At 69.0% G+C, this 14,319-nt stretch carries 12 protein-coding genes; 7 read left to right on the top strand and 5 right to left on the bottom strand.

Features of this window, described 5'->3' with window-relative positions:
- Positions 1–81 precede the first annotated feature (81 nt).
- From OHA64_RS32285 to OHA64_RS32270, 4 genes are all read left to right on the top strand, one after another.
- Positions 82–3,837, top strand: a complete 3,756-nt coding sequence (locus OHA64_RS32285) for a multifunctional oxoglutarate decarboxylase/oxoglutarate dehydrogenase thiamine pyrophosphate-binding subunit/dihydrolipoyllysine-residue succinyltransferase subunit (protein ID WP_405619102.1) — start codon at positions 82–84, stop codon at positions 3,835–3,837.
- Between the two features lie 159 nt (positions 3,838–3,996).
- A complete protein-coding gene (locus OHA64_RS32280) occupies positions 3,997–4,182 on the top strand; it encodes a DUF6104 family protein (protein WP_007266501.1) in 186 nt (61 codons plus the stop codon).
- Between the two features lie 298 nt (positions 4,183–4,480).
- The gene (locus tag OHA64_RS32275; RefSeq protein ID WP_405619100.1) at positions 4,481–5,461 is read left to right on the top strand and encodes a DUF4097 family beta strand repeat-containing protein; all 981 of its coding nucleotides are present in this window, start codon (positions 4,481–4,483) and stop codon (positions 5,459–5,461) included.
- A 1-nt stretch (position 5,462) separates the two neighbouring features.
- On the top strand, positions 5,463–6,536 hold the full coding sequence (locus OHA64_RS32270) for a helix-turn-helix transcriptional regulator (protein WP_405619098.1): 1,074 nt from the start codon (positions 5,463–5,465) through the stop codon (positions 6,534–6,536).
- A gap of 104 nt (positions 6,537–6,640) precedes the next feature.
- On the opposite strand, the gene OHA64_RS32265 is transcribed toward OHA64_RS32270, so the two are convergent.
- The 4 genes from OHA64_RS32265 to OHA64_RS32250 all read right to left on the bottom strand — a co-directional run bounded on the left by OHA64_RS32265 (position 6,641) and on the right by OHA64_RS32250 (position 10,062).
- The gene (locus OHA64_RS32265; protein WP_405619096.1) at positions 6,641–7,204 is read right to left on the bottom strand and encodes a Clp protease N-terminal domain-containing protein; all 564 of its coding nucleotides are present in this window, start codon (positions 7,202–7,204) and stop codon (positions 6,641–6,643) included.
- Complete coding sequence (locus tag OHA64_RS32260) at positions 7,204–7,413, bottom strand: helix-turn-helix domain-containing protein (RefSeq protein ID WP_232026758.1); 210 nt, start codon at positions 7,411–7,413, stop codon at positions 7,204–7,206. The genes OHA64_RS32265 and OHA64_RS32260 overlap by 1 nt, the downstream gene beginning before the upstream one ends.
- A gap of 234 nt (positions 7,414–7,647) precedes the next feature.
- Positions 7,648–8,613 carry a zinc-binding dehydrogenase gene (locus OHA64_RS32255; RefSeq protein ID WP_405619094.1) on the bottom strand — a complete coding sequence of 322 codons (966 nt, stop codon included), beginning with the start codon at positions 8,611–8,613 and terminating at the stop codon, positions 7,648–7,650.
- Between the two features lie 225 nt (positions 8,614–8,838).
- Complete coding sequence (locus OHA64_RS32250) at positions 8,839–10,062, bottom strand: NADP-dependent malic enzyme (protein WP_405619092.1); 1,224 nt, start codon at positions 10,060–10,062, stop codon at positions 8,839–8,841.
- A gap of 677 nt (positions 10,063–10,739) precedes the next feature.
- On the opposite strand from OHA64_RS32250, the gene OHA64_RS32245 reads away from it, so the two are divergent.
- The 3 genes from OHA64_RS32245 to OHA64_RS32235 are packed head-to-tail and all read left to right on the top strand — an operon-like array spanning position 10,740 to position 13,431.
- On the top strand, positions 10,740–11,696 hold the full coding sequence (locus OHA64_RS32245; RefSeq protein ID WP_405619090.1) for an ABC transporter substrate-binding protein: 957 nt from the start codon (positions 10,740–10,742) through the stop codon (positions 11,694–11,696).
- A 29-nt stretch (positions 11,697–11,725) separates the two neighbouring features.
- On the top strand, positions 11,726–12,673 hold the full coding sequence (locus OHA64_RS32240) for an amino acid ABC transporter permease (RefSeq protein ID WP_405619088.1): 948 nt from the start codon (positions 11,726–11,728) through the stop codon (positions 12,671–12,673).
- Entirely contained in the window at positions 12,670–13,431 is a 762-nt protein-coding gene (locus OHA64_RS32235; RefSeq protein WP_405619086.1) for an amino acid ABC transporter ATP-binding protein, read from the top strand. Before OHA64_RS32240 ends, OHA64_RS32235 begins: the two co-directional genes overlap by 4 nt.
- A gap of 102 nt (positions 13,432–13,533) precedes the next feature.
- Here OHA64_RS32235 and OHA64_RS32230 read toward each other — a convergent pair whose 3' ends face one another.
- The gene (locus OHA64_RS32230) at positions 13,534–14,304 is read right to left on the bottom strand and encodes a class I SAM-dependent methyltransferase (protein WP_405619084.1); all 771 of its coding nucleotides are present in this window, start codon (positions 14,302–14,304) and stop codon (positions 13,534–13,536) included.
- Between the last annotated feature and the right edge of the window lie 15 nt (positions 14,305–14,319).

Here is a 14,319-nt window from a genome sequence, read left to right as displayed (position 1 = left end):
CCTGACCTTCCCGGTCAAGGGGGCGTAGCCTTTATTCCCGCTGTCCATCACCTTGTGAAGCGGAAGAGGGCGGTTGCCGCCGTGTCGCCACAGTCCCCCAGTAACTCGAGCATCTCGACCGACACCGACCAAGCGGGGAAGAACCCCGCGGCCGCGTTCGGACCCAATGAGTGGCTCGTCGACGAGATCTATCAGCAGTACCTCCAGGACCCGAACTCGGTAGACCGTGCCTGGTGGGACTTCTTCGCCGACTACAAGCCGGGTGCGGCCGCCGCCTCGGCTCCGGCGGGTACTGCGGCCGCGGGGGCCGCAGGGACCACCACCCCGGCTCCGGCCCCATCCACGCCTACCGCCCCGCCGGCCCAGGCCCAGGCGCCCGTACCGGCGCCGGCTGCCGCTCCGGCACCCGCCGCGAAGCCCGCCGCCGCCAAGCCGGCGGCCAAGGCCGCGCCCGCCGCGGCGTCGGCGGACGGTCCGGAAATGGTGACGCTGCGCGGTCCCGCCGCCGCGGTCGCGAAGAACATGAACGCCTCCCTGGAACTGCCCACGGCCACGTCCGTGCGCGCCGTCCCGGTGAAGCTGCTCTTCGACAACCGCATCGTCATCAACAACCACCTCAAGCGCGCCCGGGGCGGGAAGATCTCCTTCACGCACCTGATCGGCTACGCGATGGTGCAGGCCATCAAGGCCATGCCGTCGATGAACTGGCACTACGCGGAGAAGGACGGGAAGCCCACCCTCGTCAAGCCGCAGCACGTCACCTTCGGCCTGGCCATCGACCTGGTGAAGCCGAACGGCGACCGCCAGCTCGTCGTCGCCGGCATCAAGAAGGCCGAGACGCTGAACTTCTTCGAGTTCTGGCAGGCCTACGAGGACATCGTCCGGCGTGCCCGCGACGGCAAGCTCACGATGGACGACTTCACCGGTGTCACGGTCTCCCTGACCAACCCCGGCGGCCTCGGCACCGTCCACTCGGTCCCGCGTCTGATGCCCGGCCAGTCGGTCATCATGGGCGTCGGCTCGATGGACTACCCGGCGGAGTTCCAGGGCACCTCCCAGGACACCCTGAACAAGCTCGGCATCTCGAAGGTCATGACGCTCACGTCGACCTACGACCACCGGGTCATCCAGGGCGCCGCGTCCGGCGAGTTCCTGCGGATCGTCGCGAACCTCCTCCTCGGCGAGGGCGGTTTCTACGACGAGATCTTCGAGGCCCTGCGCATCCCCTACGAGCCGGTCCGCTGGCTCAAGGACATCGACGCCAGCCACGACGACGACGTCACCAAGGCCGCCCGGGTCTTCGAGCTGATCCACTCCTACCGGGTCCGCGGCCACGTCATGGCCGACACCGACCCGCTGGAGTACCGCCAGCGCAAGCACCCCGACCTCGACATCACCGAGCACGGGCTCACCCTCTGGGACCTGGAGCGCGAGTTCGCGGTCGGCGGCTTCGCGGGCAAGTCCCTGATGAAGCTGCGCGACATCCTCGGTGTGCTGCGCGACTCGTACTGCCGCACCACCGGCGTCGAGTTCATGCACATCCAGGACCCGAAGCAGCGCAAGTGGATCCAGGACCGCATCGAGCGCTCGCACACCAAGCCGGAGCGCGAGGAGCAGCTGCGCATCCTGCGCCGTCTGAACGCGGCGGAGGCCTTCGAGACCTTCCTGCAGACGAAGTACGTCGGCCAGAAGCGCTTCTCCCTCGAGGGCGGCGAGTCCGTCATCCCGCTGCTGGACGCGGTCATCGACTCGGCGGCGGAGTCCCGTCTCGACGAGGTCGTCATCGGCATGGCCCACCGAGGCCGGCTGAACGTCCTGGCGAACATCGTCGGCAAGTCGTACGCGCAGATCTTCCGCGAGTTCGAGGGCAACCTCGACCCGAAGTCGATGCACGGCTCCGGCGACGTGAAGTACCACCTGGGCGCCGAGGGCACCTTCACCGGCCTGGACGGCGAGCAGATCAAGGTCTCGCTGGCCGCCAACCCCTCGCACCTGGAGGCGGTCGACCCGATTCTCGAGGGCATCGCCCGCGCCAAGCAGGACATCATCAACAAGGGCGGCACGGACTTCACGGTCCTGCCGGTGGCCCTGCACGGCGACGCGGCCTTCGCGGGCCAGGGCGTGGTGGCCGAGACCCTGAACATGTCGCAGCTGCGCGGTTACCGCACGGGCGGCACGGTCCACGTGGTCATCAACAACCAGGTCGGCTTCACCGCGGCACCCGAGTCCTCGCGTTCCTCCATGTACGCGACGGACGTGGCCCGCATGATCGAGGCCCCGATCTTCCACGTGAACGGCGACGACCCGGAAGCGGTCGTGCGCGTCGCGCGGCTGGCCTTCGAGTTCCGTCAGGCGTTCAACAAGGACGTGGTGATCGACCTCATCTGCTACCGCCGCCGCGGTCACAACGAGTCCGACAACCCGGCCTTCACCCAGCCGCTGATGTACGACCTGATCGACAAGAAGCGCTCGGTGCGCAAGCTGTACACCGAGTCCCTGATCGGTCGCGGCGACATCACCCTGGAAGAGGCCGAGCAGGCGCTGCAGGACTACCAGGGCCAGCTGGAGAAGGTCTTCACGGAGGTCCGCGAGGCCACCTCGCAGCCGGCCTCGGTGGAGCCCGCGGACCCGCAGGCGGAGTTCCCGGTGACGGTCAACACGGCCATCTCCACGGAGGTCGTCAAGCGGATCGCCGAGTCCCAGGTCAACGTCCCGGACAACATCACCGTCCACCCGCGTCTGCTTCCGCAGCTGCAGCGCCGGGCGACGATGGTCGAGGACGGCACGATCGACTGGGGCATGGGCGAGACGCTGGCCGTCGGTTCCCTCCTCCTGGAGGGCGTCCCGGTCCGGCTGTCCGGCCAGGACTCGCAGCGCGGCACCTTCGGCCAGCGCCACGCGGTGATCATCGACCGGGAGACCGGCGACGAGTTCACGCCGCTGATGTACCTGTCCGAGGACCAGGCGCGCTACAACGTCTACAACTCCCTCCTGTCCGAGTACGCGGTGATGGGCTTCGAGTACGGCTACTCGCTGGCCCGGCCCGACGCGCTCGTCATGTGGGAGGCGCAGTTCGGCGACTTCGTCAACGGCGCGCAGACGGTCGTGGACGAGTTCATCTCGTCGGCGGAGCAGAAGTGGAGCCAGACGAGCGGCGTCACGCTGCTGCTCCCCCACGGCTACGAGGGCCAGGGCCCGGACCACTCGTCCGCCCGCCCGGAGCGCTTCCTCCAGCTGTGCGCGCAGAACAACATGACGGTCGCGATGCCGACGCTCCCGTCGAACTACTTCCACCTCCTGCGGTGGCAGGTGCACAACCCGCACCACAAGCCGCTGGTCGTCTTCACCCCGAAGTCGATGCTGCGCCTGAAGGCGGCGGCCTCGAAGGCGGAGGAGTTCACGACGGGCCAGTTCCGCCCGGTCATCGGCGACGCGACGGTGGACCCGGCGGCGGTCAAGAAGGTCGTCTTCACCGCGGGCAAGGTCTACTACGACCTCGAGGCCGAGCGGAAGAAGCGCGAAGCGACGGACACGGCGATCATCCGCATCGAGCGCCTGTACCCGCTCCCGGGTGCCGAGCTCCAGGCCGAGATCGCCAAGTACCCGAACGCCGAGAAGTACCTGTGGGCCCAGGAGGAGCCGGCGAACCAGGGTGCCTGGCCGTTCATCGCCCTCAACCTGATCGACCACCTGGACCTCGCGGTCGGCGCGGACGTGCCCCACGGGGAGCGGCTGCGGCGGATCTCCCGTCCGCACGGCTCCTCGCCGGCGGTGGGTTCGGCGAAGCGCCACCAGGCCGAGCAGGAGCAGCTCGTGCGAGAGGTGTTCGAGGCGTGAGCCTCTGACGGTTCTGATCGAAGGGCCCGGTTCCAGGTCGTCGCGACCTGGAACCGGGCCCTTCGGCATGTGCCTCATGGGCCAGTTCGAGGGTGGGGAGGCAGGGCTGGGGACCGGGGGAGGCCGCGGACCGGCCTGCGTGGCAATTATTCTGGGGGCATGTACTTCACCGACCGAGGCATCGAAGAGCTGGAGAAGCGGCGCGGCGAGGAGGAGGTCACTTTCGAGTGGCTCGCCGAGCAGTTGCGGACCTTCGTCGACCTGAACCCGGACTTCGAGGTGCCTGTGGAGCGGCTGGCGACGTGGCTGGCTCGGCTGGACGACGAGGACGAGGACGACGAATAGAGGGCCAGGGCCCGGGGCCGTACGGGATCGGCGCCGCGGTTTCGGTGAGGTGAGGGCGTCGCTTGTGCGGCGTCGCTTGTGTGCGGGGCTCCGGATGGGGCCCTGCTTTTGCGTTCGGGCCGACCAGGGGCCGGGTGGCTGGTCTTCGTGACGGGCGGCGGTCTCCGTGGCGGGCGGCGGTCTTCGTGGCGGGCTCGTGGGGGTCACCTGATCGGGTGTCTTGACTTTCCGTGTCCGCGATATATCGTGAATAGCGAGAAGACGCGATATGGCGCGTTGCGACGGGGAGGTCTGCACCATGTCCGAGTGGTCTGTCACGGAGCCCACCAAGCTCACGTTCGACGATCCCGTCACGACCCTTCACGTACGCATCGTCAGTGGAACGGTGAACGTGGTGGGCACGGACGAAGGTTCCGCACGCCTGGAGGTCTCCGAGATCCAGGGCCCGCCACTGGCGGTCACGCTCGAGGGCGACACGCTCACGGTGGCGTACGACGACCTGCCGTGGAAGGGCTTCCTCAAGTGGCTCGACCGCAAGGGCTGGCGGCGCAGCGCCGTCGTCTCGCTGGCAGTGCCGGCGGACACCCGCGTGGAGGTGGGTGTGGTCGACGCGGGGGCCGTCGTCTCCGGGCTGCGCGGGCCGTCCGTGATCAAGGGGGTGACCGGCGACACCACCCTCGTCGCGGTCTCCGGCCCGGTGCGCGCCGACACGGTCTCCGGGAACCTGGAGGCACAGGCCGTCACGGGTGACCTCCGGTTCAACTCGGTCTCCGGGGATCTCACGGTCGTCGAGGGCTCTGGCCCCTCCGTGCGTGCCGACTCGGTCGGCGGCTCCATGATCGTCGACCTCGATCCGGACGGACCCACCGACATCAGGCTGACCAGCGTCTCGGGCGAGATCGCCATCCGACTGCCGCAGCCGGCCGACGCGGATGTGGAGGCCAACACCGCGAGCGGCACGATCTCCAACGCCTTCGAGGGCCTCCGTGTGCACGGCCAGTGGGGGGCCCACAAGATCACCGGCCGCCTCGGCGCGGGAACCGGCAAGCTGCGGGCCACGACCGTCTCCGGTTCGATCGCCCTGCTGCGCCGTCCTCCCCGTGAGGACGAGAGCGGCCCCCAGGAGGACCGGAGCGGAACACGGCAGGACGCCGCACCCGCGAGCGGCGCCCCGGCGCACGGACCGCGGAACACCTCGGGGGACAATTCCGTTTCCGGCCCTGACACCGGCTCCACCGGTGCCCAGGCCGACGGCACGACCGACAAGAAGGTGCTCTGACATGCCCCCCGTCTTCGCCCATGGCCGCCTCCGCCTCTACCTGCTGAAGCTGCTGGACGAGGCCCCGCGTCACGGCTACGAGGTGATCCGCCTCCTGGAAGAACGCTTCCAGGGCCTGTACGCACCCTCAGCGGGAACCGTGTACCCCCGCCTGGCCAAGCTGGAGGCCGAGGGCCTGGTCACCCACACCACCGAGGGCGGCCGCAAGGTGTACTCCATCACGGACGCCGGCCGCGCCGAGCTGGCCGACCGCAGCGGCGAACTGGCCGACCTGGAACTGGAGATCCGCGAGTCGGTCGCTGAACTCGCCGCCGAGATCCGGGCCGACGTGCGCGGGGCTGCGGGCGACCTGCGGCGGGAGATGCGGGCGGCGGCCTCCGAGGCCCGCAGAGGTTCCGCTTCCCGGGGAGCCGGAGCCACGACCGACGGCGAACAGGACGGCTCCTTCGGGGACTTCAAGGACGACAGCGACAAGGAGGCGTGGCGCGCCGCCAAGGAGGAGATGCGCCGCGTCAAGCAGGAATGGAAGGAACAGGCCCGGCGCGCCAAGGACGAGAGCCGACGGGCCCGTGAGGAGGCCCAGCGTGCCCGTCGCCAGGCCAAGGAGGCGCAGGAGCACGCCCGGACACAGGCCCAGGAAGATGTGCAGCGCATCGCCCGGCGCGTCCAGGAACAGGTACAGGACCACTTCGCACGGGGCGACTGGCCGACGGGGGTACGCGAGGGTCTGACCGAACTGGCCAAGGAGTTCGGTGAGTTCGGCAAGGACTACGGCAAGGAGTTCGGGAAGGACTTCGGCTTCGGCCGCGGCCACGCTGAGAAGGCGGCCCCCGCCCCCGAGTACACCCACACCCCGGAGGACTTCCCCGCCGGGTACGAGCCGTCCTGGGCCCACGAGGACCCCACCGGTGACCCGCCCCGCGACCTGGAGCGCCTGCTCGACCGGTTCCGCGACGACATCCGCGACGCCGCCCGCGACCACGGCGTCACCCCCGACCAACTCCGCGACACCCGCCGCCACCTCTCGACGGCGGCGGCGCACATCGGGGCGCTACTGCGCACACCGAAGCCCTGAGCGCCCGCGCCTGTCAGCGCGGTCGGGATCGCTTCCGTCAGGGCGGTCGGGCACCACTCACCCGACCGCCCGGCTCGCTCAGCCCGATCGCTCAGCGCGGTCGCTCAGCTCGCCTTGTCCTCTCCCTCGCCGTACAGCACCCGGGTCAGGGACTCGTACGTCACTCCGTGGTCGGCGAGTACCTCGGCGGGTACGCCGGGGCGGGCGGTGAGGGCCAACAGGATGTGCTCGTCGCCGATGTGGCGGTCACGACGGGAGACAGCGATGCGCAGAGCCCTCTCCAGGGTCTCCTTGGCGCCCCGCCCGAAAGAACGGCGCCCCGACCACCACACCTTGTCCTTCCGGTCGCCGGACATCGCGCCGACGCCATGCACTTCCTCGACCCGGGCGACGATCTCCGAGACATCGATCCCCAGCCCGGCGAGGGCGTCGGACTCCGCCTGGGACAGCCCGGCCCGCCGTCGCGCCTCGACCAGCGCCGCCCGGACCGCGTCCTTTCGCTCGGCCAGCCCGAGCGCGGCCAGCGCGAACGAGCCCCGGCCGGCCTCCCCGTCGAGGAGAGCCAGCAGCACGTGCTCCGCCTCCACGGACGGTGCTCCCGAACGCTCGGCGTGCTCGACCGCGCCTCGCACCACGTCCCGGGCATTCTTGGTGAAGCGCTCGAACATCAATGCCTCCCGTACTTCTTGTGCACGGCCTGCCTGCTCACACCGAGTTCCGCGGCGATCTCCTGCCACGACCAGCCCTGATTGCGCGCGCCACGCACCTGCACCGCTTCCAACTGCTCCAGCAGCCGGCGCAGCGCGGCGACGGCCCGCAGCCCCACCCGGGGATCGCGGTCACCCGCTCGCTCGGCGAGATCCGTTGCTTCGGTCATGATGTCAACCTACGTTGACACACCCATGCGCGTCAACCCCAGTTGACATGGACCCCCGGATACACCGCCGACCGGCCCGGAAACCGGACCGGCCGAGAGGAGACGAGACGAGACGAGACGAGGAGACGAGAGGAGACGAGGAGACGAGAGGAGACGAGGAGACGAGAGGAGACGAGGAGACGAGAGGAGACGAGGAGACGAGAGGAGCGAGAAGTAACTACGAGCGAAGGCGAGCTACGCGTTCGTGAGCACGATCTTGCCGAACTGGTCGCCGGACGCCAGTCGTTCGAAGCCCTCTCGGGCCCGGTCCAGGGGCAGCACCTCGTCGATGACGGGACGTACACCGGTGGCGGCGCAGAAGGAGAGCAGGTCTTCCAGCTCGTCCTTGGTTCCCATCGTCGACCCGACGACCTTGAGCTCCAGGAAGAAGATCCGGGTCAGCTCGGCGTGCGCGGGCCGGTCACCACTCGTGGCCCCGGAGATGACGAGCGTGCCGCCCGGCTTCAGCGACTTGACCGAGTGCGACCAGGTGGCGGCACCGACCGTCTCGATCACGGCGTCCACGCGCTGCGGCAGCCGCGCCCCCGACTCCACTGCCTCCACGGCTCCGAGTTCGACGGCCCTCTTCCGCTTCGCCTCGTCACGGCTGGTGGCGAACACCCGCAGCCCCGCTGCCTTTCCGAGCACGATGGCCGCCGTGGCGACACCACCGCCCGCACCCTGGACGAGCACCGAATCACCGGGCCGCACACCCGCGTTCGTGAAGAGCATCCGGTACGCCGTCAGCCAGGCGGTCGGCAGACAGGCTGCCTCCGCGAAGGAGAGCTCCTTGGGCTTGGGCAGGATGTTCCAGGTGGGCACGGCGACCTGTTCGGCGAACGTGCCCTGGTAGCGCTCGGTGAGGATGGACCGTGGCTCCTTCGGGCCGACGCCATGGCCGCTCTGCCCGATGACGGAGTGCAGGACGACCTCGTTGCCGTCCTCGTCGACGCCGGCGGCGTCACAGCCGAGGATCATCGGCAGCCTGTCCTCGGGCAGGCCCACGCCCCGCAGTGACCAGAGGTCGTGGTGGTTGAGGGAGGCGGCCTTGACGTTCACGGTGCTCCAGCCGGGGCGCGCCTCGGGAGCGGGACGCTCTCCCAGTTCGAGGCCGGCGAGCGGCTGGTCGCGGTCGATTCGGGCGGCGTAGGCAGCGAACATGACCTTGACGATAGGCTCCGCCGGCGACCCGGGGAACCACAGGGCGCTGTGACACACGCCCTCTTGTCAGGGCCCGGGAGCGGACCTACGGGTGCCTCCCAGGTCCGCCCGAGCCCCGGACGCCCCACCGCCCGGGCCCTGTCGACCCGCCACCCGAACGGGCGGACGAGCGGGTAAAGAAATGGCCCCGCCAGAACCGACGGGGCCATCGCAACCAGACGGGGCTCAGCGACGAGCCACACCCTCGGCCCGAGCGGCCGCGGCCACCGCCGCCGTCACCGCGGGGGCCACCCGCTCGTCGAACGGCGACGGGATCACGTAGTCCGGGGCGAGGTCGTCCCCGACCACCGCGGCCAGCGCCTCGGCCGCCGCGATCTTCATGCCCTCCGTGATCCGGGAGGCCCGCACCTGCAGCGCCCCCGCGAAGATGCCGGGGAAGGCCAGCACGTTGTTGATCTGGTTCGGGAAGTCCGATCGTCCGGTGGCCACGACCGCCGCGTACTTGTGCGCGACCTCGGGGTGCACCTCGGGATTCGGGTTGGCCATCGCGAAGACGAAGGCCCCGTCCGCCATCGACGCCACCGCCGGCTCCGGGACCGTACCGCCGGAGACGCCGATGAAGACGTCAGCCCCTTCCAGGGCCGCCTCCAGCGATCCGGTGATCCCGGCCTTGTTCGTGAAGGAGGCCAGCTCCCGCTTGACGGACGTCAGATCGTCCCGGTCACCCGAAACGATTCCCTTGCGGTCCGCGACGGCGACGTCCCCGATACCGGCCTCGACCAGCATCTTCGCGATCGCGACACCGGCCGCGCCCGCGCCCGAGATGACGACTCGCAGCTCACCGATGCCCCGGCCGGTCAGCTTCGCCGCGTTCCGGAGAGCCGCCAGCGTCACGACCGCCGTACCGTGCTGGTCGTCGTGGAAGACCGGAATGTCCAGCCGCTCCTGCAGCTTCCGCTCGATCTCGAAGCACCGCGGCGCCGAGATGTCCTCCAGGTTCACGCCACCGAACGACGGCGCGAGCCGCACCACGGTCTCGACGATCTCGTCGACCTCGGTGCATGCCAGCGCGATCGGCACGGCGTCGACGCCACCGAACTGCTTGAACAGGATCGCCTTCCCCTCCATCACCGGAAGGGAGGCCTCGGGCCCGATGTCACCGAGCCCGAGCACGGCCGTACCGTCGGTCACGACGGCGACCACGGACGACTTCCACGTGTAGTCGTGGACCAGGTCCGGCTGCTCGGCGATGGCGCTGCACACCTTCGCCACGCCGGGCGTGTACGCCAGGGACAGGTCGTCCTTGTCACGGACGGGCACGGTGGCCTGCACGGCCATCTTGCCGCCACGGTGCAGCGCGAACGCCGGATCGAAGGAATCGACGGGCTCGGCCTCGCCTTCCTGGTCCGTATTGCTGTCGCTGCGAGGATTGACGATCTCCGCTGCCACTTTGTTCTACCCCTTAGGTATGCATGGTTGAGGGTGGCCACTCCTGGTTGAGAAGTGGGCGGGCACCGCGTACGGCCCTTGAATGGTGCTGCGTACGGGGGGGTACGTACGGGCACATACGCGACGGGCGCGCCGCACACGCGCCCTGAGCCCCGGATGAGGGGTGTAAAGAACCTTCTTACCGGACGAACGGCGCCGAGGACGAGTCCAATGGGTCACATGGCTTGCAAGATCACATCCCGCGTCCCGTCCCCGACGCCATGCCGCGGCACGGAAACTCCGTGTCGGTGACATGAATCATGGCGACAGCCTAGGGGCAAGCCCTCAAGGTCCCCTCGATGGACGCTGAACCGACGTTCAACCGGCTCTGACCAGCTCCGCGCTCTCGGCCCGGGGCCCGAGCCGCACCGGAGATATTCCGGCCGGAAGGGCGGATTCCCGCAGATGGTGCGGTCAGGATGTACCGAACTGGCCCGGTTCGGGGGTGGCCCGTTATCCGATTTTGACATGGCGGGCGCCCTGCACGCCTTCGTCCGAATGGCAAGATGCGGTCATCACACAAGGTCGCGACACTCGAAGGTGTGTGCACTCGTCGACCCAGGACCCAGGCAGCTGCCGAACCCACTGGCGGCGCCCGCCACATCGGCAACTCCACCCATCCGCCGGAGGAACTGACCATGACCGCAAGCTCCACCCGTCGTACCACCGCCGCGCACACCCGGACAGCAGCGGTCGGTGCGATCGCGGTCGCAGGCGCGCTGATTCTCACCGGTTGCGGTGACCAGACCAAGGACAGTGACTCGGGCAGCAGCACCAGCAGCAGCACGGCTCCGCTGGCCGACAAGCTGCCGCAGTCGATCCGTGACAAGGGCGTCATCAAGGTCGGCTCCGACATCGCGTACGCGCCGGTCGAGTTCAAGGACAGCTCCGGCAAGACGGTCGGCATCGACCCGGACGTCGCGGCCGCGATGGGCAAGCAGCTGGGCGTGACGTTCGATTTCCAGAACGGCACCTTCGACACCCTGATCACCGGTCTGCGCTCCAAGCGGTACGACATCGCCATGTCCGCGATGACCGACACGAAGGACCGCCAGGAGGGCATCGACTCCGACACCGGCAAGAAGGTCGGTGAGGGCGTCGACTTCGTGGACTACTTCACCGCCGGTGTCTCGATCTACACCAAGAAGGGCGACGACCAGGCAATCAAGACCTGGTCCGACCTGTGCGGCAAGAAGCTCGTCGTGCAGCGCGGCACGGTCTCCGAGGACCTCGCCAAGTCCGAGTCGAAGAAGTGCACCGGCGGCAAGACGATCGCCCTCCAGTCCTTCGACAACGACCAGCAGGCCCAGACCCGGCTGCGCGCGGGCGGCGCCGACGCCGGCTCCTCGGACTTCCCGGTGGCCGCGTACGCCGTGAAGACCTCCGGCGGCGGCAACGACTTCCAGCTCGTCGGCGAGCAGGTCGAGGCGGCGCCCTACGGCATCGCGGTCGCCAAGGACCAGACCCAGCTGCGGGACGCCCTGAAGGCGGCGCTCGACGCGGTGATCAAGAGCGGCGAGTACGAGAAGATCCTCAAGAAGTGGGGTGCCGACGCCGGTGCCATCAAGGCAGCCGTCATCAACGGCGCCAAGTGACCGCGCGCGGGCACTGAAAGGCAACACCCGTGACTGTTGACATCGACAAGACCGACGGGCCGGCGGACACCCCGCCGCCCGGCCCGGTGGCGATCAAGGCCATCCCGGTCCGGCACTACGGGCGGTACGTCTCCGCCGTGGCCGCCCTCGCCGTGCTGGCCGGCATCGTCTACGCGTTCTCCCAGGGCAGGATCAACTGGGGAGCCATCCCGGACTACTTCTTCAACGACCGCATCCTGAGCGGCGTGGGCAGGACGCTGCTCCTCACGGTGCTGTGCATGCTGATCGGCGTCGTCGGCGGCATCCTGCTGGCGGTGATGCGCCTGTCGAAGAACCCGGTCACCTCGTCCATCGCCTGGTTCTACATCTGGTTCTTCCGCGGCACCCCGGTCCTGGTCCAGCTGATCGTCTGGTTCAACCTGGGCCTGGTCTTCGAGTACATCAACCTCGGGCCGATCTACAAGAACGAGTGGTCGGACTTCATGACCCCGTTCCTGACGGCTCTGCTGGGCCTCGGTCTCAACGAGGCCGCGTACATGGCGGAGATCTGCCGGGCCGGTCTGCTCTCGGTCGACGAGGGCCAGACCGAGGCATCGCACGCGCTCGGCATGAGCCACGCCAAGACGCTGCGCCGGATCGTCGTGCCGCAGGCGATGCGCGTGATCGTGCCGCCGACGGGCAACGAGGTCATCAACATGCTGAAGACGACCTCGCTGGTCTCGGTCGTCCAGTACCCGGAGCTGCTCCGCGCCGCCCAGGACATCGGCCAGACATCCGGCGCCCCGGCGGAGATGCTGTTCCTCGCCGCGGCCTGGTACCTGGTGCTGACCTCGATCTTCAGCGTCGGCCAGTACTACCTGGAGCGGTACTACGCCCGCGGTTCCAGCCGCAGCCTGCCGGCGACGCCGCTGCAGAAGATCAGGGCGAACCTGCTGTCCCTGTCGAACCGTTCGTCCTCGGCGGGAGGTACCGCATGACCGCCATGGTGAAGGCCGAAGGCGTCCACAAGTCCTTCGGTCTGGTCGAGGTCCTCAAGGGCATCGACCTGGAAGTGAAGACCGGCGAGGTGTTCTGCCTCATCGGCCCCTCCGGCTCCGGCAAGTCGACCTTCCTGAGGTGCATCAACCACCTGGAGAAGATCAACGCCGGTCGGCTGTACGTCGACGGCGAGCTGGTCGGCTATCGCCAGAAGGGCGACAAGCTGTACGAGCTCAAGGACAGCGAGGTCTCCCTGAAGCGCCGGGACATCGGCATGGTCTTCCAGCGCTTCAATCTGTTCCCGCACATGACGGCCGTCGAGAACGTCATGGAGGCGCCGGTCCAGGTCAAGGGCCAGAGCAGGTCCCAGTCCAGGGAGCGCGCCCAGCAACTGCTGGACCGGGTCGGCCTGGCCGACAAGGCGAGCAGCTACCCCATGCAGCTCTCCGGTGGCCAGCAGCAGCGCGTGGCGATCGCCCGGGCGCTGGCGATGGACCCGAAGCTGATGCTCTTCGACGAGCCGACCTCGGCGCTCGACCCGGAGCTGGTCGGTGACGTCCTCGACGTCATGCGCGACCTCGCCGAGTCCGGTATGACGATGATCGTCGTCACCCACGAGATGGGCTTCGCCCGCGAGGTCGGCGACAGCCTGGTCTTCATGGACGGCGGCGTGGTGGTCGAGTCCGGCGACCCGAGGGACGTCCTGGGGAACCCCCAGCACGAGCGCACACAGGCGTTCCTGTCCAAGGTCCTCTGACCCCTCGGTCGACTGCTCGGTGGGAAACGGCGAAGGGCCGGTGCGGCGGGAGATGTCCCGCCGCACCGGCCCTTCGCATTCCTCCGGCAGGAAGGGGCACACCTACTTGAGTGCCAGCAACAAGGTGTCCGACGGCGAGCACCACACCGGCCGTGCCTCTCCGAACCCCTTCTCGCGCAGGGTCCGTGCGTGCCACGCGGCGGACGGCATGTCGCCGTCGGCGTGCTCGCCGTAGATCTCGAAGCGCCGGGCGGTGGGGCCGGCGAGGACGGGGTCCTGGGCGGCGAGCTGCCACCACTCGGCCCAGTCGAGAGCGCCGTTCGCCTTGGCCCGATCCATGCCCGCGTGCCGCTGCGCCCGCTCGGCGGCGTTGATCCGGGGCGTGGACTCGTCGATCATGTGGTCCGCGTTCATGAAGACACCACCGTCACGGACGAGTTCCGCGACCTGACCGTAGAGGGCGGCGAGGGGTTCGCTGTGCAGCCAGTGCAGGGCGGTGGCGGTCAGAACGGCGTCGTACGAGTCGTACGGCAGCCTCGAAGGCCAGTCGGGGTCCTTGAGGTCGGCGGTGACGAAGGTGACCCGGTCGTCGTCGGCGAAGGTGCCCTCGGCGATGGCGAGGAGCGCCGGGTCGAGGTCGACTCCGGTGCTGGTGGCCTCGGGGAACCGCGCGAAGAGCCGGGCCGTGATGCTTCCCGTACCGCACGCCAGGTCCAGAACGCGCGGGGCGGTGCCGACGAGCGCCTCGACCATGTCGAGCATGATCCGGAAGCGCTCCTCCCGGTCCGGCATGTACCACTCCTGCTGCCGGTCCCAGCTCTCCTGCCAGGCCTGCCAGTCGGTAGCCGCCGTGGTGGTGTCCGTGTCCGTCATCGAGCCCCTCCGTCG

The sequence above is a fragment of the Streptomyces sp. NBC_00076 genome (assembly GCF_045041235.1).
Classification (GTDB): domain Bacteria; phylum Actinomycetota; class Actinomycetes; order Streptomycetales; family Streptomycetaceae; genus Streptomyces.
Note: the sequence above shows the minus strand (reverse complement) of the source record. Positions and strands in the feature narration are given on the sequence as shown.

What these genes read in the sequence shown, in the direction of transcription:
- OHA64_RS32280 (WP_007266501.1), top strand. Translation starts at nt 3,997, where the DNA reads ATGTACTTCACCGACCGAGGCATCGAAGAGCTGGAGAAGCGGCGCGGC.
- OHA64_RS32275 (WP_405619100.1), top strand. Translation starts at nt 4,481, where the DNA reads ATGTCCGAGTGGTCTGTCACGGAGCCCACCAAGCTCACGTTCGACGAT.
- OHA64_RS32270 (WP_405619098.1), top strand. Translation starts at nt 5,463, where the DNA reads ATGCCCCCCGTCTTCGCCCATGGCCGCCTCCGCCTCTACCTGCTGAAG.
- OHA64_RS32265 (WP_405619096.1), bottom strand. Translation starts at nt 7,204, where the DNA reads ATGTTCGAGCGCTTCACCAAGAATGCCCGGGACGTGGTGCGAGGCGCG.
- OHA64_RS32260 (WP_232026758.1), bottom strand. Translation starts at nt 7,413, where the DNA reads ATGACCGAAGCAACGGATCTCGCCGAGCGAGCGGGTGACCGCGATCCC.
- OHA64_RS32255 (WP_405619094.1), bottom strand. Translation starts at nt 8,613, where the DNA reads ATGTTCGCTGCCTACGCCGCCCGAATCGACCGCGACCAGCCGCTCGCC.
- OHA64_RS32245 (WP_405619090.1), top strand. Translation starts at nt 10,740, where the DNA reads ATGACCGCAAGCTCCACCCGTCGTACCACCGCCGCGCACACCCGGACA.
- OHA64_RS32235 (WP_405619086.1), top strand. Translation starts at nt 12,670, where the DNA reads ATGACCGCCATGGTGAAGGCCGAAGGCGTCCACAAGTCCTTCGGTCTG.
- OHA64_RS32230 (WP_405619084.1), bottom strand. Translation starts at nt 14,304, where the DNA reads ATGACGGACACGGACACCACCACGGCGGCTACCGACTGGCAGGCCTGG.